Below are 20,412 nucleotides of genomic sequence, written 5' to 3'. Positions count from 1 at the left end.
ATGCCCATACCGAACGCTCGAAAGAGGCGTCAGCAGGGGAATACGGTTGCTTTACCACGCATACGAATTGCAGCGCGCCTGGCTCAGCGGCGCGAGCGCCTGGGCCTCGATCGGCGCCGAGCTGATGACCAACCCGCGCTACCCCGCCGCCTACATGGGCATGGGTCCGATGGCGGCAAGCGCGCTCGAGGTGTTCGCGCATGCGACACAGACCTACGGCAAGCCGGCCTTCGACATCGAGGCGGTCACGCTCGACGGCCGCTCGCGCGCGGTCACCGAGGCGATCGTCTACAACAAGCCGTTCGGCGACCTGCGCCGCTTCACCCGCGATGGCCTGCCGGACGATGCGCCCAAGGTGCTGATCGTCGCGCCGATGAGCGGGCATTACGCCACCCTGCTGCGCGGCACGGTCGCGCGGATGGTGGAGAGCAGCGAGGTCTACATCACCGACTGGGCCGACGCGCGCGACGTACCGGCGAGCGCGGGCAAGTTCGATCTCGACGACTACATCGACTATCTCATCGATTTCCTCGCTTTCATCGGTCCTGACACGCACGTGATAGCGGTGTGCCAGCCCTCGGTCCCCGCGCTCGCCGCGACGGCGGCGATGAACAACCAACGCCACCCGGCGCGCCCGGCGACGCTGACGATGATGGGCGGGCCGATCGACACGCGGGAATCCCCGACCACGGTCAACGACCTCGCGATGAACCGCCCGATCGCGTGGTTCCGGCAGAACGTGATCGCCACCGTGCCGCTGCAGTATCGCGGCTCGGGCCGGCAGGTCTATCCGGGCTTCCTGCAGCTCGCCGGGTTCATGAGCATGAACCTCGGCAACCACCTCATGAGCCACTACGAGATGTTCAAGCATCTCACCGCCGGCGACGAGGAAAGCGCGCAGGCGACCAAGGACTTCTACGACGAGTACCGCAGCGTCTGCGACATGACTGCCGAGTTCTACCTCCAGACGGTGGAAGAGGTGTTCCAGAAGCACTCGCTGCCGAACGGCACCTTCGTGCACCACGGCGAGGTGGTGGACCTCGGCGCGATCCGCGACACTGCACTGCTGGCGGTCGAGGGCGAGCGCGACGACATTTCCGGCATCGGCCAGACCAAGGCGGCGCTCGATCTCGCGACCGGGCTCGCCAGGGCGAAGAAGCAATACCTGCTGGCCGAGGGCGCGGGTCATTACGGCATCTTCAACGGCAGCCGCTGGCGCGACAAGATCGCGCCGGTGGTCGAAGCGTTCATCGCTCGGCACGGCGCAAAGGCGCTGCGCGTCGCCGCTTGATGCACGTTAATACAGGAACTTAACGCCGCGGCGGGGGATTGGCCGGCTGTACCACTCAGCCGAGGATGCCCCCTTTGTCCGACCACTCAGACGCGCCTGACGACGCTCCCGTCGCTTACTCCAAGGTCGCCGATCCCGACCGCACGCTGATCGAGGAGGCGGTGACCATCAACCGCCCGGCGAGCGAACTCTACCAGTTCTGGCGCGACCAGACCAAGCTTGCCGCGGTGATGGAGAACGTGGTCTCGATCGTGCCCGAGGGCGCCGACCGCTTCCGCTGGACGGTCAAGGCGCCGGGCGACAAGGAAGTGAGCTGGGTCGCCGCGATCACCAACGACATCCCCGACCGCGAGCTGTCGTGGCAGTCCGAAGATGGCGCCGACGTCGCCAATTCGGGCCGCATCCGCTTCGAGGATGCAGAGCTGCGCGGCACGGTGGTGCGCGCGACAATCGCCTACGACCCGCCGGCAGGCGCGATCGGCCGGATCGTCGCCAAGCTGTTCCAGCGCGAGCCGCGCATCCAGACCCGGCGCGACCTCCACCGCTTCAAGCAGCTGATGGAAGCAGGCGAGATCGCCACCAGCGCACGGAACCGCCGCCAGCGCGAGGAGCGCAACGAAGACCAGACGATCACCCGCGAACTCGAGGAGACAGGGGCATGAAGGCACTCGCCTGGCACGGGAAGCACGACGTCCGCTGCGACACGGTCGACGATCCCGAAATCCTCAACCCGCGCGATGCGATCATCCGCATCACCTCGACCGCCATCTGTGGCTCCGACCTCCACCTCTACGACGGCTACGTGCCCGCGATGAAGCCGGGCGACATTCTCGGCCACGAATTCATGGGCGTGGTCGAGGAAGTGGGCGCCGCCAGCACGCTCAAGAAGGGCCAGCGTGTGGTGGTGCCGTTCACCATTTCCTGCGGCAAGTGCTACCACTGCGAGAAGGCGCAGTTCTCCGCCTGCGAGAACAGCAACCCCGCCGACAAGCACGACATCGGCCGCGAAGGGCTGGGCCAGCCGATGAGCGGGGTGTTCGGCTACAGCCACATGACCGGCGGATATTCGGGCGGCCAAGCGGAATACGTCCGCGTGCCGTTTTCCGATGTCGGCCCGCTGGTGATCCCTGACGACAGCGTCGAGGACGACAAGGTCTTGTTCCTGACCGACATCCTCCCCACCGGCTGGATGGCGGCGGAGAATGCCGACATCGAACCTGGCGACACGGTTGCGGTGTGGGGCTGCGGCCCGGTCGGGCTGTTCGCGGTGCAGTCGGCGTTCCTGATGGGCGCCCAGCGGGTAATCGCGATCGACCACTTCCCGCACCGGCTCGAGCTCGCCAGGCAGTTCGGCGCCGAGACGATCAACTTCGAGCGAACCAAGGTCTACGAGGCGCTGCAGGACATGACCGGCGGGATCGGCCCCGACGCCTGCATCGACTGCGTCGGCCTCGAAGCCCACGGCGCGTTCGCCGACAATATCATCGACCAGATCAAGGTCTCGACCTTCCTCGGCACCGACCGCGCGCATGTCATCCGCCAGGTGATCATGGCCGCGCGGCGCGGAGGGCGGGTATCGATGCCCGGCGTCTACGGCGGGTTCGTCGACAAGTTCCCGCTCGGCGCGCTGATGGAGAAGGGCCTGACGCTCAAGACCGGGCAGACCCACGTCCAGAAATACACGCGCCCGCTCTACACCGCGATCGCCGAGGGCAAGATCGATTCGACCTTCCTCATCAGCCACCGGATGGCGCTGGAGGAAGGGCCGACCGGCTACCAGAAGTTCCACGACGAGCAGGACACTTACACCAAGATCGTCCTCAAGCCGGGGATGGCAGGATCGGCTAGCTTGGCGGCGTGACCTCCGGCGCCGCGCTGCGGCGGCCGAACAGCCGTCGCAGCACCCGCCGGGCGAGCAGGAGCAGCCAGACGGTCAGCGCCAGCAGCACCAGCGCGATGCCGCCGGCGACGTAGGGGTGCGCGTAGGCGAGCCACAGCAGGCCGGCGCTGGCGACATCCTCCGCGGTCGAGACGACCATGTTGCTGAACGGCTCCGGGCTGGCGTTGACCACCGCCCGCGCGCCCGCCTTGCCGCCGTGCGCCGCGAGCGCCGCGCCGCCACCGAGGATGAAGGCGATCGCCTGGGTCGCCGGATCGCCCGGATCGACGATCGCCAGCGCCAGCAGCGCGCCGCCGATCGGGCGCACCACCGTGTGCACCGCGTCCCACGCGCTATCGAGCCAGGCGACCTTGTCGGCGAAGAACTCGGCCAACGCGGCGATTGCGGCGACGCCCATCACCCACGGATTTGCGACCACGTCGAGCGAATGGAGGTGATCGGGCAAAGGCAGCGCGCCCACCCGCATGGCGATGCCGGTAGCGAGGATCGCGAGATAGAGCCGCCAGCCGGCGAGCAGGCTGACACTGCCGGCGAGCCCGAGAACTTCGACGATGCCCATAAGCGCTCCTCTTGCGGGCTCAGCATGCGCCCGCCGGAGGTAACGCGCAATCAGCCGATGCGGGCCCCTTGGCCGCCATCGACCGGCAGCAGCACGCCGGTGACGAACTTCGCCTCGTCGCTGGCGAGGAACAGCGCCGCGTTGGCGACATCCCAGGCGGTGCCCATGCCGCCCTTCAGCGGCACCATCGCGCTCCTCGCCTCGCGCTGGGCGGCGAGGTCGCGTCCGTCGCGCTCTGCGGTCCCACCGACGCCCATCGGAGTATCGATCAACCCAGGGAGGATGGCGTTACAGCGCACCCCGCGCTTGGCCGAGCCCAATGCAGTCGCGATCGCCAGCCGGTTGAGCGCGGCTTTCGAGATTTCGTACGCGACCATATTCGCGCCCGCGGTTGAGGCGAGCGAACTGATCAGTACGATCGACCCAGCGCCCGCTTCCCGCATCGGCGCGAGCACCGCCTTCACCAGCCGCCGCGCGCCGGTGAAGTTGACCGCGAACACCGTCTCGAAAGCCTCATCGTCGTGGGCGTGTGCCGGCCCATCCCCACGGTGGCCGATGCCGACGTTGTCGACGCAGATGTCGATCCGGCCCCAGCGCTCCAGCGCTGCCGCGACGATCGCCTCTGAATCGACGACAATGTCAGCGCCAAGCGCGAACGCCGTGCCGCCCGCCGCCATGATTTCGGCTACCGTCCCTTCAGCGCGCGGGAGGTCGCGATCGACGCACAGAACTTCCGCGCCCTCATGCGCGAAAGTCAGCGCGATCGCCTTGCCGTTGCCGATCGTCTCGCCCGGTTGCTGGCCCGCGCCGACGACCACCGCCATCTTGCCCGCCAGCCGCCCCGTCACCGGAGATCGAGCTCCGGGTTGAGTTGGCTGTCGTCTTCGAGCTGCACGCCGAAGCTGTTCAGCATCATCGAGACCTGGGTGTACTGGCCGACGGTGAAGACGAGGTCCATCCGGCCTTTGTCGCCGAGCGGCGCGAGCGCCGCCCAGGTCGCATCTGAGACGAAGTGATCGCGCACCAGCTCGTCGCAGGCGGTGACGATCGCGCGGTCGAGGTCGTCCCAGCACTTGGCGTGCGGGCCTTCCATCGTGCCGGCGACCTCCGCCTCGCTCATGCCCGAGGCGAGGCCGATCCGCTCGTGCTGCGCGAACTCGTAACCCGAGCGGCAATTCCACCCGGTGCGCAGGATCGCGATCTCGCGCCGCCGCGGGTCGAGCGTGTTCTTGCGGCTGAGGATGTAGTTCCCCCACGCCAGGAACCGCGTGAGCGCTTCCGGTGCGCGGGCGAAGGTCAGGAAGATATTGAGCGGCCGCGCGCCCTCGCGCGTCACCGGCGCCAGCGCCTCGGCCTGCTCTTGCGAGAGCGCGGCCGGGTCGAGCGGGGCGACGCGCGGGGTGCGCAGCCTCATATCACAGGACTTCGAAGAGCCCGGCCGCGCCCTGGCCGCCGCCGACGCACATCGTGATCACGACGTACTTCACGCCCTGCCGCTTGCCCTCGATCAGCGCGTGGCCGACGCAGCGCGCGCCGGTCATGCCGAAGGGGTGGCCGATCGAGACCGAGCCGCCGTTGACGTTCAGCCGGTCGTTCGGGATGCCGAGCTGGTCGCGGCAGTAGATCACCTGCACCGCGAAGGCCTCGTTGAGCTCCCACAGGCCGATGTCGTCGATCTTGAGGCCGAACCGGTCGAGCAGCTTGGGGATCGCGAACACCGGGCCGATGCCCATCTCGTCCGGCTTGGTGCCGGCGACTGCCATGCCGACGTAGCGGCCCATCGGGGTCAGCCCGCGGGCCTTCGCGACTTCGGCCTCCATCAGCACCGAGGCGGCAGAGCCGTCGGCGAGCTGGCTGGCGTTGCCGGCGGTGATCGTGTGGCCTTCGCCCATCACCGGCTTCAGGCTGGCGAGCCCTTCCAGCGTGGTGTCCGGGCGGTTGCAGTCATCCATCGAGATGGTGACTTCGCGTTCGCTAGTCTCGCCGGTCGCCTTGTCGGTGACCTTCATCGTCGCGGTGACGGGGATGATCTCGTCGTCGAGCTTGCCGGCGGCCTGCGCGGCGGCGGTGCGCTTCTGCGATTCGAGGCTGTACTCGTCCTGCGCCTCGCGGCTGATGTTGTAGCGCTTGGCGACCACTTCGGCGGTGCCGATCATCGGCATGTAGATGTCGGGGTGGAGCGCCAGCAACGCCTCGCTCTGCACCAGCCGGCCGCCGCCCGCGGCCATGCCGCTGATCGATTCGAGGCCGCCGGCGACGCAGATGTCCATCCGGTCGACGATGATCTGCTTGGCGGCGGTGGCGATGCTCATCAGGCCGCTCGAGCACTGGCGGTCCATCGACATGCCCGGCACGCTGTCGGGGAAGCCGGCCATCAGCGCGATCTGGCGGCCGACGTTCATCCCCTGCATGCCCTGCTGGCTCGCCGCGCCCATGATCACGTCGTCGATCTCGCTGCCCTGGAGGCCCGCGCGCTCGGCGGCGGCCTTGACCGAGAACGCGCCCAGCTCGACCGCATGGGTGTTGTTGAACGCCCCGCGGCCCGCCTTGGCGAGCGGGGTGCGGGCGGTGGAGACGATGACGGCGTCACGCATGGTCAATTCCTGTAGCTAAGCGAAGTTGGTCCGATCCCCGGGGAGGAGCGATCAGACGAAGAACTGCATGATCCATTCGGTGATCAGGGCGGGCTTGTCCTCGCCCTCGATCTCGATGGTGATCTCGTGAGTCTGCTGCCACTGGCCGGGGCGCTTTTCTTCGAGCTCGATCAGCTTCCAGTGGCCGCGGATGCGCTTGCCGCTGCGGACGGGCGAGATGAAGCGGGTTTTGTTGCCGCCGTAGTTGACGCCCATCTTGACGCCATCGACCTTGGGCAGGTCCGAATTGGCGGAGAGGTACGGGATCATCGACAGCGTCAGGAAGCCGTGCGCGATGGTGCCGCCGAACGGGGTCAGCTTGGCCTTTTCCTCGTCGAGGTGGATGAACTGGTGATCGCCCGTCGCCTCGGCGAACTGGTTGATCCGCTCCTGGCTCATCACGACCCATTCGCTGGTGCCGACGTTCTGGCCGACCTGAGCTTTGACTTCCTGCGGGGTCATGCGCCTCTCCTTGCGATTAGAAACCACGGTATGCGGTTTCCATAGGCGCAAGAATTGCCTTAGCGCAACGGCGCAGCCTCTGCCGTTACGGCAACCGCAGGCGGCGCCTGACGCGGCCGCTTGCGGCGCGGCGAATCGGCCAGCTTGCACCAGCTCCACAGCGCGCATTGCACGCCCAGGAGCGTCAGGATGAACGGCTGGTAGGCGATGCCCTGGAACAGCGAGCCGACCAGGTAGACGATCTGCGCGAACTGCAGCGCGCCTGCGAGCGGCGCCTGCCATTGCTCGCGCTCCCCGGTGCGGTTCTTCCAGCGGCGACGGATGCGCTCCATCTGCCATAGGCCGAGGAGGTGGATCCACAGCCACAGGCCGAGGCCCGGCCAGCCCTGCTCGCCCAGCATCTCGAACACCGCCGAGTGATAGGCTCGCGCCTTGTCGGTATGGTCCTCGAACTCGACCGCGCTGGTGTTGCCGCCGCTTTGCGTGCGGACTGGCAGTTTGTAGGTGAACTTGTTGCCGCGGTAAGCGTCGAACCCGCCGCCCATCGGGTGGCTGTTGGCGTAATCGATCGTCCACTGCCACACCGCCACGCGGGTGGAGGCGGAGGTATCCTCCTCGTGGCTCTCGAGCGTCGACATCCGCGCGTAATAGCTCTGCGGCAGGAACGGCAACGCCATCAACCCCAGCAGTGCCGCGCCGCCGACGTAGAGGAACCGGCGCTTCACATCGCGCAGCATCAACAGACCCAGTACGCCGAGGCACAAGAGGCCGGTGCGCGCTTCGGTCCCGATCGGGATCAGCACACAGGAGAAGATCAGCGCGTAGGCGAACGCCTTCACCCGCCAATCGGGCGGGAACACCGTGCCGTGCTTCGCCAGCCACAGGATCATCGGGATCAGCGCGATCGCCACCGTCGCGATGGTCGAGCTTTCGTACATGCCCGTGTTGTTCTGCACGAACAGGTAGAGCACCCCGTAGCCGCCGCCGCCGGTGGCGGTCTTGATCCCCCCGTCGATCACGATCGCCCCGGCGGTCAGGACCATGGTCAGGATCACCGCCTCGAACCGCAGCCGCGTGGTCAGTGTAAGCGGCACGAAGATCGCGAACACCAGCGCCTTCCAAACCCACGACCATTTCATGGCCGCCTGGATCGGGAAGTCGGCGTTTGCGGTGGTGACCGCGCACCAGCAGAGCAGGATCAGGAGCAGCCACTGGCGAAAGGCGAAGCGCGCGCCGTGCTTAGGGTCGGCCAGCAGCCAGCCGCCGAACGCCGCGCAGAAGGCAATCAGCGAGACCGGCAGCGCGGCGACGAAGCGCCAGCCGATGTCCTGCGGCGCGAGCGTATCGATATAGATATAGGTCAGCACCCACAGGAACGGCCGCCTGAGGCCGAGCGCTAGGAACGCAGCGATGAACAGGAACAGGCCGAGGTCGATCATGGAGTATCGTCGGCTGGCGGGTCGCGATCGAGGTCGTCGCGGCTCATCAGCCGCACCGCCATCAGCAGCAGCAGGCCGTGCGTGAGGGCAAGGGCGAACAGGTCGATCATCGGCAACGCTGCGCCTACACGCACGCGGTTGACGCGCCGTTAAGCCTATCGTGCGACAACTTCCGCATGACCCGCGTGCTGCATGTCCTCGACCACTCGCTGCCGCTGCACAGCGGTTACACCTTCCGCACCCGCGCGATCATGACCGCGCAGGCAGCGAGCGGACTCGATGTGCGCGGAATCACCGGCCAGCGTCACTCCGCCGATGGCCCGGTGGCGGAGGTCGCCGACGGGCTGCTGTTTCACCGCACCCCCGGCACCGCGAGCGGTCCCGCGGGCCTGCGCGAGTGGCGCGAGATCGGCCGTCTTGCAGAACAGATCGAGAAGCTCGCCGCTGATTGGCGCCCCGACGTGCTCCATGCTCACTCGCCCGCGCTGTGCGGCCACGCCGCGCTCCGTGCCGGGCGTGCGCTGGGCATTCCGGTGGTCTACGAGATCCGCGCCTTCTGGGAGGACGCCGCGGTCGAAAACGGCAGCGGGCGCACCGGCTCGGTCAAGTATCGCCTGACCCGCGCGCTCGAAGACCGCGCCGTGGCGGAGGCCGACGCGGTGTTCACCATCAGCCACGGCCTGCGCGACGACTTGATCGCGCGCGGTCACGCGGGCGGCAAGATCGGCCTCTCGCCCAACGGGGTCGACCTCGCGCTGTTCGGCGAACCGCCGGCGCGCGACGATGCGCTGGCCGCCAAACTCGGCCTCGGCGCCAAGGACTCTGGGGGCCCGGTGATCGGCTTCATCGGCAGCTTCTACGACTACGAAGGGCTGGACGACCTGATCGCCGCCATGCCCCATCTGCGCCAGCGCTATCCGGACGCGTCGCTGCTGCTGGTCGGCGGCGGCCCGCTGGATGCGGAGCTCCGCCGCCAGGCGCAGGGGCTCTCCGGCATCCACTTCACCGGCCGCGTCCCGCACGGCGAGGTCGAGCGCTACTATTCGCTGATCGACGTGCTCGCCTATCCGCGGAAAGCAAGCCGGCTGACCGAGCTGGTCACCCCTCTGAAGCCGCTGGAAGCGATGGCGCAGGGCCGGATCGTCGCCGCGAGCGATGTCGGCGGCCACCGCGAGCTGATCTCCGACGGCGCGACCGGCGCACTGTTCGCGCCAGACGACCCGCGCGCCTGCGCCGAGGCGTTAGCCGACCTGGTTGACGCACGCGCCGATTGGCCCGCGATGCGCGAACGCGCACGGGAGCACGTGCGCGCTAAACACGACTGGGCGCGCAATATTCGTCGTTATCAGGACGTTTACCACCACCTGTTAGGCCGGACAGTGAATGGAGAGCTGTCCGTCGCCGCCTGAGCGGTTCCGGGCTCCACGCTCTCGCGGTAAACGGGGTGATAGTGTGAGCGACAAGAGCCGGCGCAAGGCGAACAGCCAGATGCCCGTCAGCGCGCATCCGGCCTTTCCGATCATCGTTTCGCTGTGGTTTGCCGCGCTGTTCGGCATCGGCAGCATGGTCCTGCCACTGGAGATGTTCGAACGCTTCACGGTTTCGAGCGGCCTCGCCGACGCCTATGACGCAGCGCAGCCGCCGCTGGGCGCAACCGCACGGATCGTCATCGCCGCTGCCGGAGCCGCGATCGGCGCACTCGCCGGTCTGTTCGTCGCGCGCAGGGTTACCGCCGCCAACGCCCCGCGTGCCACCACGCGCCGCGCCGCCGCGATGCGCCAGGAAGCCGATTTCGACGCCGAGACCGTCAAGCGCCCGATCTCGGCGCACGAGGAGCTGGGCGAAGGCGGACTCGATGCCGAGGAAGACGAAGCGCCGCTGCGCCGCGAGGGCGGTCTCGGCCGCCGCCGCGCGCTGGCCGTGACCGACGAAAGCGCGCCGAGCGACTTCCTGTCGTTCGCGCCGCTCCCCGGCCGGATGCCGAGCGAGGCAGACGAACCGCTCGACCTGATTGCCTTCGACGCGGGTGAACCTGTCGCTGACGAAGAGGATGTAAGCGTGGAGCAAGCCGACTTCGGTTCATCGTCGCTGAGCGCGCCGCCATCGCCTGCCGAGTCCGTAGAGGCCATCGACAGCTCTCCAGTGGAGTTCGAGCCCGCACCCTGCACGCGCCGCGTCGAACCGGAAGCCGAGGTTGCCGCGATTGAAACCGATGCGGCCGAACCGGTGGTTCCGCTCGCCGAGCGCGCGCTGGGGCAGCTCGGCATGGTCGAGCTCGTCGAGCGCTTTGCGCTGGCCCTGCAGCAGCACCGCGAGATGCCCGCGCCCGCGATGGCCGAACCCGCCTTTGCCGCGCCCGAAGGTGCCGCCGACGCCGAGGAAGACGCGTTCGCCGTTCCTTTCGCGGCCTTTGCCGCTCCAGCCGAAACCGACGTACCGCCGGTCCACACCGTTCCGGCAGCGCTCCGTCCATTTGGGTTCGAGGACGAAGAAGATGAGGCCGAGAGCCTGCCCGACCTCGATCTCACCGCGGCGCTGTCGCAGAGCCGGGCGCCGTTCGCCGAGCCTGCATCGGTGCTCGCGGCGGCCGATGAACCCGCCGAGCCGGAAGACGAGTTCGAAGAGGAAGCCGAGGCCGGCTACACCTCGCTGCTCGCGATGAAGAGTCCGTTCGGCGCCCCGCGCGAATCGATCCGGATCGACGACGAGCCCGAAGACGAGGGCGAGGAACCGGTCGTCGTGTTCCCGGGACAGGCCGTCCGCCGCGCCGCGCCTGCCGGTGACGGACCCGCGCGCGACGTACTCGCCGCCTCGCTGTCCGCCGGTCCGCGCCCATTCGACGCGCCGCTCGCGCGCGCCGAGCAGGCCGCCGCCCACGCCAGCGCGCCGCACTTCTCCGCGACCCGCGCCGATCCCGGCGAGACCGAGCGCGCGCTGCGCGATGCGCTGGAAAAGCTGCAACGAATGAGCGGCGCCGCCTGATTGTGCAGTGCGGCAGAAAAGCCGTGCTTTAGCCCGCTCAACGCGCCGGACGGTTGTCGGCGCGGCTCCGTTTCGCCAAACCGACCGCTCGCGATAGTTTTGCTGCGTCCGGCAGCAGGGTGAATCGCGCTTCGTTGCCGAAGCGCCCGGCGGGGTGTGTCCGGCAACATGATGGTCGGGTGCTTGATTCGGATGGGTTTTCCGCCACGCCAGGGTTTGTACGACGCGCGCAACGAGCACGATTCGTGCGGCGTGGGCCTGCTCGCGCACATCAAGGGCGAGAAAAGCCACGACATCGTCACCCGCGCGCTGGAGATTCTCGCCAACCTCGACCACCGGGGGGCTGTCGGCGCCGATCCGCTGCTGGGCGACGGCGCGGGCATCCTGATCCAGATTCCCGACCCGCTGTTCCGCAAGTGGGCGGACGGGCAGGGCTACGAACTGCCTGCACCGGGCGAATACGCCATTGCCCAGTGCATGATGCCGCAAGGCAACGCTGCGCGCGCGCACGTCACCGAGCAGATCGAGCGCTTCATCGCCAAGGAAGGCCAGGTGCTGGTCGGCTGGCGCGACGTGCCGACAACGCTCGACGGCCTTGGCCAGGCGGTGATCGACCGCATGCCGGTGATGCGCCAATGCGTCATCGCGCGCGGCGCCAACTGCGCCGACCAGGACGCGTTCGAGCGCAAGCTGATCGTCATTCGCAAGCAGGCGCAGAACCCGCTCAAGAAGCAGGAGGAAAAGCTCGGCATCCCCGGGCTGACCGACCTCTACATCCCGAGCTTTTCCAGCCGCACGATCGTCTACAAGGGGCTGCTGCTGGCGACCCAGGTTGGCAGCTTCTACGACGACTTGCGCGATCCCGATTGCGTGTCGGCATTGGGCCTGGTCCACCAACGCTTCAGCACCAACACCTTCCCGAGCTGGCGCCTCGCACACCCGTTCCGCTTCGTCGCGCACAACGGCGAGATCAACACGGTGCGCGGCAACGTGAACTGGATGAACGCGCGCCGGCGGACGATGGAATCGCCGCTGCTCGGCGCCGATCTCGACAAGCTGTGGCCGATCATCCCGCACGGGCAGAGCGACACCGCCAGCCTCGACAACGCGCTCGAGCTGCTGCTGCTCGGCGGATACCCGCTCGCGCACGCGATGATGATGCTGATTCCGGAAGCGTGGGCCAAGGACCCGCAGATGGATGCCGGCCGCCGCGCGTTCTACGAATATCATGCCGCGCTGATGGAGCCGTGGGACGGCCCGGCGGCGGTGTGCTTCACCGACGGCCGCCAGATCGGCGCGACGCTCGACCGCAACGGCCTGCGGCCGTCGCGCTACTGCGTGACCAAGGACGATCTCATCTGCCTCGCGAGCGAAAGCGGCGTGCTGCCGTTTGCCGAGGAAGACATCGTCAGGAAGTGGCGCCTGCAGCCGGGCAAGATGCTGCTGGTCGACCTCGAGCAGGGCCGGATCATCGAGGACGCCGAACTGAAAGCCGAGCTTGCCGCCGCGCAGCCCTATGCGCAATGGCTCGACGCCGCGCAGTACAAGCTCGAGGACCTCGACCACATCGAGCCCGAACTGTCGGCGGTGCCCGAACCGACGACCGACCTCCTCGAGCGGCAGCAGGCGTTCGGCTACACGCAAGAGGACATCTCCAAGTTTTTGGAGCCGATGGCGCAGGCGGGCGACGATCCGATCGGATCGATGGGCACCGACACCCCGATCGCGGTGCTCTCCAGCCGGCCGCGGCTGCTGTTCGATTACTTCAAGCAGAACTTCGCGCAGGTCACCAATCCGCCGATCGACCCGATCCGCGAGGAGCTGGTGATGAGCCTCACCAGCATGGTCGGCCCGCGCCCCAACCTGCTCGGCCGCGACGCCGGCACGCACAAGCGGCTCGAGGTCAGCCAGCCGATCCTCACCAACCAGGATCTCGCGAAGATCCGCTCTGTCGAGGCCGCGCTCGACGGCGCGTTCCGCTGCGAGACGATCGATATCTGCTGGGACGTCGAAAGCGGGCCCGAAGGCCTGGAGCTCGCGCTCAAGGAAATGTGCTGGGCGGCGACCGAGGCGGTGCTGCAGGATCACAACATCCTCGTGCTGTCCGACCGCGCGCAGAGCGAAACGCGCATCGCCATTCCAGCGCTGCTGGCGACCGCGGCGGTCCACCATCACCTCGTCCGCCAGGGCCTGCGCATGCAGACCGGCCTGGTGGTCGAGACCGGCGAGGCGCGCGAGGTGCACCACTTCTGCGTCCTGTCGGGCTACGGCGCGGAAGCGATCAATCCCTACGTCGCGCTCGAGACGCTGGAGGACATCCGCGCCACCCGCCTTACGCACCTCGAACCGGCGCAAGTCGCCAAGAACTACGTCAAGGCGATCGGCAAGGGCATCCTCAAGGTCATGTCCAAGATGGGCATCTCGACCTACCAGTCGTACTGCGGCGCGCAGATCTTCGACGCGGTCGGGCTCTCCAGCGCGTTCGTCGACAAGTACTTCACCGGCACCGCCACCACCATCGAAGGCGTCGGCCTGATCGAGGTGGCGGAGGAGGCCTGCCGCCGCCACGCGCTCGCCTACGGCAAGAGCCCGATCCACGAGCACATGCTCGATGTCGGCGGCATCTACCAGTTCCGCCTGCGCGGCGAGGATCACGCGTGGACCCCGAGCACGGTCGCCGACCTGCAGCACGCCGTGCGCGGCAACAGCCAGGACCGCTACCGCGAATTCGCGCGCGCGATCAATCAGCAGTCCGAACGCCTGCTGACCATTCGCGGGCTGATGGAATTCACCCCCGGCACGCCCGTCCCACTCGAAGAGGTCGAGCCGGCGAGCGAGATCGTCAAGCGCTTCGCCACCGGGGCGATGAGCTTCGGCTCGATTTCGAGAGAAGCGCACACCACGCTGGCGGTGGCGATGAACCGCATCGGCGGCCGCTCGAACACCGGCGAGGGCGGCGAGGAGCCCGACCGGTTCCTTCCGCTCGCCAACGGCGACACCATGCGCTCGAAGATCAAGCAGGTTGCCAGCGGCCGCTTCGGGGTGACCACCGAATACCTCGTCAATTCGGACGACATCCAGATCAAGATGGCCCAGGGCGCCAAGCCCGGCGAGGGCGGCCAGCTGCCCGGGCACAAGGTCGACAAGGTGATCGGCAAGGTCCGCCACTCGACCCCCGGCGTGGGCCTGATCTCGCCCCCGCCGCACCACGACATCTACTCGATCGAAGACCTCGCCCAGCTCATCCACGATCTCAAGAACGTCAACGAGGCGGCGCGCATCTCGGTCAAGCTGGTGAGCGAGGTCGGCGTCGGCACGGTCGCTGCGGGCGTCGCCAAGTGCAAGGCGGACCACGTCACAATCTCGGGCTACGAGGGCGGGACCGGTGCCTCGCCGCTGACTTCCCTGACGCACGCCGGCTCTCCGTGGGAGATCGGCCTCGCCGAGACCCAGCAGACGCTGCTGCTGAACGATTTGCGCAGCCGCATCGCGGTGCAGGTCGACGGCGGCCTGCGCACCGGGCGCGACGTGGCGATCGGGGCGCTGCTCGGCGCGGACGAATTCGGCTTCGCCACCGCCCCGCTGATCGCGGCGGGCTGCATCATGATGAGGAAGTGCCACCTCAACACCTGCCCGGTCGGCGTGGCCACGCAGGACCCGGTGCTGAGGAAGCGCTTCACCGGCACGCCCGAGCATGTGATCAACTACTTCTTCTTCGTCGCCGAGGAACTGCGCGAGATCATGGCCGGGCTCGGCTTCCGCACCGTGCAGGAGATGGTCGGCCGGGTCGACCGGATCGACATGACCCGCGCGGAGCGGCACTGGAAGGCGCAAGGCGTCGACCTGTCGCGCCTGCTGCACCAGGTGCCCCCGCGGCCCGACTGCACCGTCTACCACTCGATCGAGCAGGACCACCGCCTCGGCGATGTGCTCGACCGGCACCTGATCACCTCCTGCGCCCCCGCCATCGAGCGCGGTGAGCCGGTGCGACTCGAGGTGCCGATCCGCAATTCCAACCGCGCGACCGGCGCGATGCTGTCGGGCGCGATCGCCAGGGCGCACGGGCACGCAGGTCTTCCCGCCGACGCGATCCGCATCGAGTTCACCGGCGTCGCCGGGCAGAGCTTCGGCGCCTGGCTCGCCCACGGCGTCACCCTGCGGCTGACCGGGGACGCTAACGACTACGTCGGCAAGGGCCTATCGGGCGGGCGCATCGTCGTCCGCCAGCCCGATGGCGTGGCGCGCGATCCTGGCGCGAACATCATCGTCGGCAACACCGTGCTCTACGGCGCGATCGCGGGCGAGGCCTACTTCAACGGCGTCGCCGGCGAGCGCTTCGCGGTGCGGAACTCGGGCGCGGTGGCGGTCGCTGAAGGCTGCGGCGATCACGGCTGCGAGTACATGACCGGCGGCGTGGTGGTCGTCCTCGGCAAGACCGGGCGCAACTTCGCGGCCGGCATGAGCGGCGGCGTCGCCTACGTCTACGACGCGGACGGCGCCTTCGCGAAGCTGTGCAACACCGCGCAGGTCGAGCTGCTGCCGGTCTCGGCGGAGCGCGACGAGGAGGACGGCACCGGCCGGCCCTTGCAGCGCGCCCGCGGCGTCGACGACGCCGGCCTCGGCGACATGCTGCGCCACGATGCCGAGCGCCTGCGCATCCTCATCGAGCGGCACCAGCTCCACACCGGCAGCGCCAAGGCCGCCGCGATCCTCGGCGACTGGGAGACTGCGCTCAGCCGCTTCGTCAAGGTCATGCCGACCGACTACGCCGCCGCGCTGCGCCAGCTCGAAGCCGAGCGCGCCGAGGCTGAACTGGAGGCCGCGGAGTGACGGCGCCTTTAACCTCGTCATTCCCGCGGTTGCGAAGCACTGCCGAAGGCGGAACGCGGGAATCCATCTCCGGCGGCAGGACCTGGGTCCCCGCCTTCGCGGGGATGACGACTCTTTTTTTTGGATTCGATTGAATGGGCAAGGTCACCGGCTTCCTCGAGCACGAGCGCCAGGACCGCGGCTACGCGGACCCGAAGGAGCGCGTGCGGCACTACAAGGAGTTCATCGTCCCGCACCCCGAGCCGGCGATCAAGCTGCAAGCGGCGCGGTGCATGGATTGCGGAATTCCGTTCTGCCACTCGGGCTGCCCGGTCAACAACCTGATCCCCGACTGGAACCACCTGGTCTACGAGAGCGACTGGAAGGACGCGCTGGCGAGCCTCCATTCGACCAACAACTTCCCCGAATTCACCGGCCGCGTGTGCCCCGCGCCGTGCGAGGCGGCGTGCACGCTCAACATCATCGACCAGCCGGTGACCATCAAGTCGATCGAGTGCGCGATCGCCGACCGCGGCTGGCGCGAAGGGTGGATCGTGCCCGAACCGCCCGAGCGCCGCACCGGCAAGCGCGTCGCCATCGTCGGCAGCGGGCCGGCAGGCATGGCCTGCGCGCAGCAACTTGCGCGCGCCGGGCATTCGGTGACGGTGTTCGAGAAGAACGACCGCGTCGGCGGGCTGCTCCGCTACGGCATCCCCGACTTCAAGATGGAAAAGCACCTCGTCAATCGCCGCGCGGTGCAGATGGAAGCCGAAGGGGTCACCTTCCGCACCTCGACCGAGGTCGGGGTCGACGTCTCGTTCGCCTCGCTCAAGGAGAACTTCGACGCGGTGGTGCTCGCGGGCGGCGCGGAAGAGCCCCGCCAGCTCGCCATTCCCGGCGCGGAGCTGCCCGGCGTGCGGCTGGCGATGGAGTTCCTGACCCAGCAGAACAAGCGCAACGCCGGCGACGACGAAGTGCGCGCCGCCCCGCGCGGCAGCCTCGTCGCCACCGGCAAGCGGGTGGTCGTGATCGGCGGCGGTGACACCGGATCCGACTGCGTCGGCACCTCCAACCGCCAGGGCGCGGCGAGCGTCGTCCAGCTCGAGATCATGCCGCGCCCGCCTGAAAAGGAAGACAAGGCGCTGACCTGGCCGCACTGGCCGCTCAAACTGCGCACCTCGTCGAGTCACGAGGAAGGCGCAGACCGCGACTGGGCGGTGCTGACCAAGCGCGTGGTTGGTGAAGGCGGCGAAGTCACTGGTCTCGAATGCGTGCGCGTCGAATGGCGTGACGGCCGGATGGAAGAGATCGCCGGCAGCGAGTTCACCATCCCCGCCGATCTGATCCTGCTGGCGATGGGCTTCACCGGCCCGCGCAAGGCTGGGCTGCTCGATCAGACGGGCGTCGCCTACGACCCGCGGGGCAACGTCGCCGCCGACACGGTCAGCTATGCGACGAGCGAGCCCAACGTGTTCGCCTGCGGCGACATGCGCCGGGGACAGAGCCTGATCGTGTGGGCGATCCGCGAAGGCCGCCAGGCGGCCCGCGCGGTCGACGAAGCGCTGATGGGGTTCACCGAGCTCCCGCGCTGAGGATCGAGTTGCGTTCTCGTCTGCTTCACTGTAGTATTACATTAATACAGCAAGCAGAGGTGTCGGTGCGACTTTCGGCTTTCAAAGCGCGATGGCTATGGGCCTTGACGATGCTGCTCGGCAGTCAGGCTGCAGCGGCCGCACCTCCGGTCGCGGTGACCTTTCCGGGCTACGAGACCGTTCGCAACATCGACGATTATGCCACGGCCGAAGCGTACCGAGCGGCGGTCGCTGATCCGGCATTCGTCATGGAGCGCGTCACCTACCCGAGCGACGGGCTGGAAGTTTACGCCTACGTCTATCGCCCGGTTGCGCCGACCAAGCGCATGCCGGTGATCATCTTCAACCGCGGCAGCTATACCTGGCCGTCCTTCTCCGCCGAACTGGTCACCATGGCCCATCGCCTGGGCCAGCGCGGTTATCTGGTCTTCGCGCCGATGTATCGCGGCAGCGGGGGTGCCCAAGGGCGCGATGAAATGGGCGGCGCCGACCTCGACGACTTGTTCAACCTGCTGCCCGTCGTCCGCAGCCTGACTTACGCGGATCCCGACCAGCTGTACCTCTATGGGGAATCCCGGGGCGGAATGATGGTCTACCAGGCGCTGCGCGACGGCTTTCCGGCGCGCGCCGCCGCGGTTGTCGGAGGCTTCACCGATCTCGAGACAATGCTTCAGGAGCCGCGTTGGGCGGAAGCCGGCGCGTCAATCTGGCCGGAACTCGCGACCGACAGGGCAAAGATCGTCGATCGCCGCTCGGCCATCCACTGGGCCGAGAAGATCAACATTCCGGTTCTCCTATTGCACGGAGCCCGCGATCGAAGCGTTGCCCCGTCGCATGCGTTGGATTTGGCGCAGCGGCTCTCCGATCTAGGCAAACAATTCGAACTGCATGTCGTCGAAGGTGAGGGTCACGTCCTAAGCTCTCGCACCGAGGATCGCGACAAGTGGGTGGTCGATTGGTTCGAGCGTCATGCCGAAGCCCCTGCGAAGGTAGCCCCGCAGCCGTAGGCTTAGGGCCTCCAGCGCGACAGCCACTAAGCCGGCGCTTGCAATTGCCTCCTTGGCGGCCTTTCACAGCGGCCAAAGGAGAACCGATCGATGCCATTCCAGCCCTTCGACCTCACCGGAAAGGTCGCGCTCGTCACCGGCGGGAACTCGGGCATCGGGCTCGGCATGGCGGAGGGGCTCGCCGCCGCCGGCGCCTCGGTCGCGATCTGGGGCCGCAACACCGCGAAGAACGCTTCCGCGCGCGAGGCGCTGCTCAAGCATGGCGGCGCGGTGGAGGCGCTCGAGGTCGATGTCGCGGACGAGCAGGCGGTGGTCGATGCGACCGCCGAAACGCTGCGCCGGCTCGGCCGGATCGATACCTGCATCGCCAACGCCGGGGTGGGCGGCGGCGCGCCGCTGACCGAACAGACCACGGAAGGCTGGCGAAAGGTCACCGCGGTCAACCTCGACGCGGTGTTCTGGACCTTTCGCGAGGCGACCAAACACATGGTCGAGCGTGCCGAGGCCGGCGATCCGGGCGGGTCGCTGCTGGTCACCAGCTCGACTTCCGCGATCCACGGCGCGCCGCGCAACCAGGCTTACGCCGCAACCAAGGCCGGGGTGCTGGCGATGGTCCGCGCCACCGCGGTCGAGCTTGCCCGCTACGGCATCCGCGCCAACGCCGTGCTGCCCGGCTGGATTGCGACCGAGATGACCGAGCGGCTGCAAGGCTGGGACAAGTTCACCGAGAAAGCGATCGGCCGCGTGCCAATGCGCCGGTGGGGCGAAGGCGAGGATTTCGCCGGCATCGCGGTCTACTTCGCCTCCGACGCCAGCCGCTTCCACACCGGCGATTCGGTGGTGATCGACGGCGGCTACACGATTTTCTGAGGCGTCAGCGCGCCGCTAGTGCAGCCGCCTCCGCCGCACAGCTCGCGGGCACGGCGGCCGGGGTCAACGCCCGCGCTTCGGCCTGCGCCTTGGCGAGATCCTCGCGGAAGGTCGGGTCCGATTGCAGACGAGCAAAGGTGGCGGCGGCGAAGTCGCGGCCGGCTTCGATGTCGCTTTCCCAGTGGACGTTGCACACTCGGCGGCTCTCGCCGAATTCGATCCCGCGCCGCGTCAGGGCAGCGGCCTTGTCGGGGAACACCGCCGCCAGCAGCAGCCCGGCGCCGTAGCCGATCGCGCTGTGGCCCGAGGGATAGGAACCGTTGTGGCGCAGCGCTTCCTCATCGTCGGGGGTGCAGGTCGGCTTGTTGTTGACCGTGAACGGGCGCGCACGGTTATAGAGCTTCTTCACCCCGCTGGTCGAGGTGCCGAAGTCTGCGTTGGCGCGGCGCAGCAGGTGCATGATCGCGGGCGTGGTCGCGTCCGAAATCGTCACCCCGGCGGTGCAGGAGAAGGCACCCGGCACGCCGCCGGGGCCGAGGTCCGCGTCGCGTGCCGCGAGCTTGAACCGCTCGGTCCCATAGAGCGCAAGGCCGGCAGCGCTCAGGCGCTCGTCGCGGCTCATCGCGTCGGTGCCGGCGGCCGGCGGCGCGCCCACGAGCGTCTCACCGGAGGGCAGCGGCCCGGCGAAGTAGGGCGGTCCCATGTCGAACAGTACGCGCTGTCCCTGTGGCATCGGCGCGACGGCGGGCGTGCTGACGCTGTCGGGTGCGGCCACGGCGGCGGTGCAGCCGGCGATCAGCAGGGCAAGCGAGGCGACGACGGTGCGGTTCATGCGAAGGTGCTCCCCAAGGACGATGCGTGCCTGCTA

Annotated in this window: 17 protein-coding genes; 9 read left to right on the top strand and 8 right to left on the bottom strand. The window is 68.2% G+C overall.

What is annotated here, in order from left to right; all coding sequences use genetic code 11:
• The first annotated feature begins 46 nt into the window (after nucleotides 1-46).
• The 3 genes from ELY12_RS07445 (at nucleotide 47) to ELY12_RS07435 (ending at nucleotide 3,152) form a co-directional block, all read left to right on the top strand.
• Nucleotides 47-1,291 carry a polyhydroxyalkanoate depolymerase gene (locus ELY12_RS07445; protein WP_126176072.1) on the top strand — a complete coding sequence of 415 codons (1,245 nt, stop codon included), beginning with the start codon at nucleotides 47-49 and terminating at the stop codon, nucleotides 1,289-1,291.
• Nucleotides 1,292-1,356: 65 nt separating this feature from the next.
• Nucleotides 1,357-1,953 carry an SRPBCC family protein gene (locus ELY12_RS07440; RefSeq protein ID WP_126176071.1) on the top strand — a complete coding sequence of 199 codons (597 nt, stop codon included), beginning with the start codon at nucleotides 1,357-1,359 and terminating at the stop codon, nucleotides 1,951-1,953.
• Entirely contained in the window at nucleotides 1,950-3,152 is a 1,203-nt protein-coding gene (locus ELY12_RS07435; protein ID WP_126176070.1) for a zinc-dependent alcohol dehydrogenase, read from the top strand. Before ELY12_RS07440 ends, ELY12_RS07435 begins: the two co-directional genes overlap by 4 nt.
• Here ELY12_RS07435 and ELY12_RS07430 read toward each other — a convergent pair.
• From ELY12_RS07430 to ELY12_RS14415, 7 genes are read right to left on the bottom strand one after another with little or no spacing between them, the layout of a single operon-like run.
• On the bottom strand, nucleotides 3,136-3,750 hold the full coding sequence (locus ELY12_RS07430; protein WP_126176069.1) for a DUF4126 domain-containing protein: 615 nt from the start codon (nucleotides 3,748-3,750) through the stop codon (nucleotides 3,136-3,138). The two genes, ELY12_RS07435 and ELY12_RS07430, sit on opposite strands and share 17 nt — an antisense overlap.
• Before the next feature lie 50 nt (nucleotides 3,751-3,800).
• Entirely contained in the window at nucleotides 3,801-4,598 is a 798-nt protein-coding gene (locus ELY12_RS07425) for an SDR family NAD(P)-dependent oxidoreductase (RefSeq protein WP_206435793.1), read from the bottom strand.
• On the bottom strand, nucleotides 4,595-5,164 hold the full coding sequence (locus ELY12_RS07420) for a carboxymuconolactone decarboxylase family protein (protein WP_126176068.1): 570 nt from the start codon (nucleotides 5,162-5,164) through the stop codon (nucleotides 4,595-4,597). Before ELY12_RS07420 ends, ELY12_RS07425 begins: the two co-directional genes overlap by 4 nt.
• Before the next feature lies 1 nt (nucleotide 5,165).
• Nucleotides 5,166-6,344, bottom strand: coding sequence for an acetyl-CoA C-acyltransferase (locus tag ELY12_RS07415; RefSeq protein WP_126176067.1), 1,179 nt, complete (start codon nucleotides 6,342-6,344; stop codon nucleotides 5,166-5,168).
• Between the two features lie 51 nt (nucleotides 6,345-6,395).
• Nucleotides 6,396-6,845 carry a MaoC family dehydratase gene (locus ELY12_RS07410; protein ID WP_126176066.1) on the bottom strand — a complete coding sequence of 150 codons (450 nt, stop codon included), beginning with the start codon at nucleotides 6,843-6,845 and terminating at the stop codon, nucleotides 6,396-6,398.
• Between the two features lie 59 nt (nucleotides 6,846-6,904).
• Nucleotides 6,905-8,284 carry a DUF5935 domain-containing protein gene (locus tag ELY12_RS07405; protein WP_126176065.1) on the bottom strand — a complete coding sequence of 460 codons (1,380 nt, stop codon included), beginning with the start codon at nucleotides 8,282-8,284 and terminating at the stop codon, nucleotides 6,905-6,907.
• Entirely contained in the window at nucleotides 8,281-8,418 is a 138-nt protein-coding gene (locus ELY12_RS14415; protein ID WP_206435796.1) for a hypothetical protein, read from the bottom strand. Before ELY12_RS14415 ends, ELY12_RS07405 begins: the two co-directional genes overlap by 4 nt.
• A 42-nt stretch (nucleotides 8,419-8,460) precedes the next feature.
• Here ELY12_RS14415 and ELY12_RS07400 point away from each other — a divergent pair, with 42 nt between their 5' ends.
• From ELY12_RS07400 to ELY12_RS07375, 6 genes are all read left to right on the top strand, one after another.
• Nucleotides 8,461-9,693 (top strand): TIGR04063 family PEP-CTERM/XrtA system glycosyltransferase, encoded by a 1,233-nt coding sequence (locus ELY12_RS07400; protein WP_126176064.1) that lies wholly within the window; start codon nucleotides 8,461-8,463, stop codon nucleotides 9,691-9,693.
• Nucleotides 9,694-9,736: 43 nt separating this feature from the next.
• On the top strand, nucleotides 9,737-11,266 hold the full coding sequence (locus ELY12_RS07395; RefSeq protein WP_126176063.1) for a hypothetical protein: 1,530 nt from the start codon (nucleotides 9,737-9,739) through the stop codon (nucleotides 11,264-11,266).
• A gap of 192 nt (nucleotides 11,267-11,458) precedes the next feature.
• Complete coding sequence (gene gltB / locus ELY12_RS07390) at nucleotides 11,459-16,096, top strand: glutamate synthase large subunit (RefSeq protein WP_126176062.1); 4,638 nt, start codon at nucleotides 11,459-11,461, stop codon at nucleotides 16,094-16,096.
• Between the two features lie 134 nt (nucleotides 16,097-16,230).
• The gene (locus ELY12_RS07385; RefSeq protein WP_126176061.1) at nucleotides 16,231-17,667 is read left to right on the top strand and encodes a glutamate synthase subunit beta; all 1,437 of its coding nucleotides are present in this window, start codon (nucleotides 16,231-16,233) and stop codon (nucleotides 17,665-17,667) included.
• A 110-nt stretch (nucleotides 17,668-17,777) separates the two neighbouring features.
• Nucleotides 17,778-18,674: an alpha/beta hydrolase family protein gene (locus ELY12_RS07380; RefSeq protein ID WP_241229774.1), complete on the top strand. Its 897-nt coding sequence runs from the start codon at nucleotides 17,778-17,780 to the stop codon at nucleotides 18,672-18,674.
• Between the two features lie 90 nt (nucleotides 18,675-18,764).
• A complete protein-coding gene (locus ELY12_RS07375) occupies nucleotides 18,765-19,544 on the top strand; it encodes an SDR family NAD(P)-dependent oxidoreductase (RefSeq protein ID WP_126176059.1) in 780 nt (259 codons plus the stop codon).
• Between the two features lie 4 nt (nucleotides 19,545-19,548).
• Here ELY12_RS07375 and ELY12_RS07370 read toward each other — a convergent pair whose 3' ends face one another.
• A complete protein-coding gene (locus tag ELY12_RS07370) occupies nucleotides 19,549-20,376 on the bottom strand; it encodes an acid phosphatase (protein WP_126176058.1) in 828 nt (275 codons plus the stop codon).
• Between the last annotated feature and the right edge of the window lie 36 nt (nucleotides 20,377-20,412).

The organism is Tsuneonella rigui (assembly GCF_003958625.1).
GTDB classification, from domain to species: Bacteria; Pseudomonadota; Alphaproteobacteria; order Sphingomonadales; family Sphingomonadaceae; genus Tsuneonella; species Tsuneonella rigui.
The sequence above is the reverse complement of the archived record's forward strand: the minus strand, read 5'-3'. Positions and strand labels throughout refer to the sequence as shown.